Annotated in this window: 1 protein-coding gene; it reads right to left on the bottom strand. The window is 55.5% G+C overall.

From position 1 onward, the window contains the following. On the bottom strand, positions 1 to 274 hold a 274-nt coding region (locus tag EOD29_RS36625), incomplete at both ends, for a hypothetical protein (RefSeq protein ID WP_206520547.1).

Genomic DNA, 274 nt, shown 5'->3' with positions numbered 1-274 from the left:
GCGGCCTCGCATTGATCTCAGCCTTATCAGGCAGAGCCTTCGCCTTCTCAACGATTCCACATTTTTCGACCGCAGGCTGCACGACTTTACCGAGCACCTTATCGCGGCGATCGATCACGTCCTGGCGGGAGCTTCCCAATATGACCGCGCTATCGTAATGCAATTCGCTGGTCTGATGCGCCGCGTACAGTCTTACCTTGCGGGCAGCACCACGAACGAAATTCCATACGAAGTCGTCTACTGCCTGAATAACGCCTTGGCTCCCTGGGTCAAT

Origin of the sequence: Mesorhizobium sp. M1A.T.Ca.IN.004.03.1.1, assembly GCF_003997555.1 — a bacterium.
Classification (GTDB): Bacteria; Pseudomonadota; Alphaproteobacteria; order Rhizobiales; family Rhizobiaceae; genus Mesorhizobium.
This window is presented reverse-complemented; position numbering and strand designations above follow the sequence as displayed.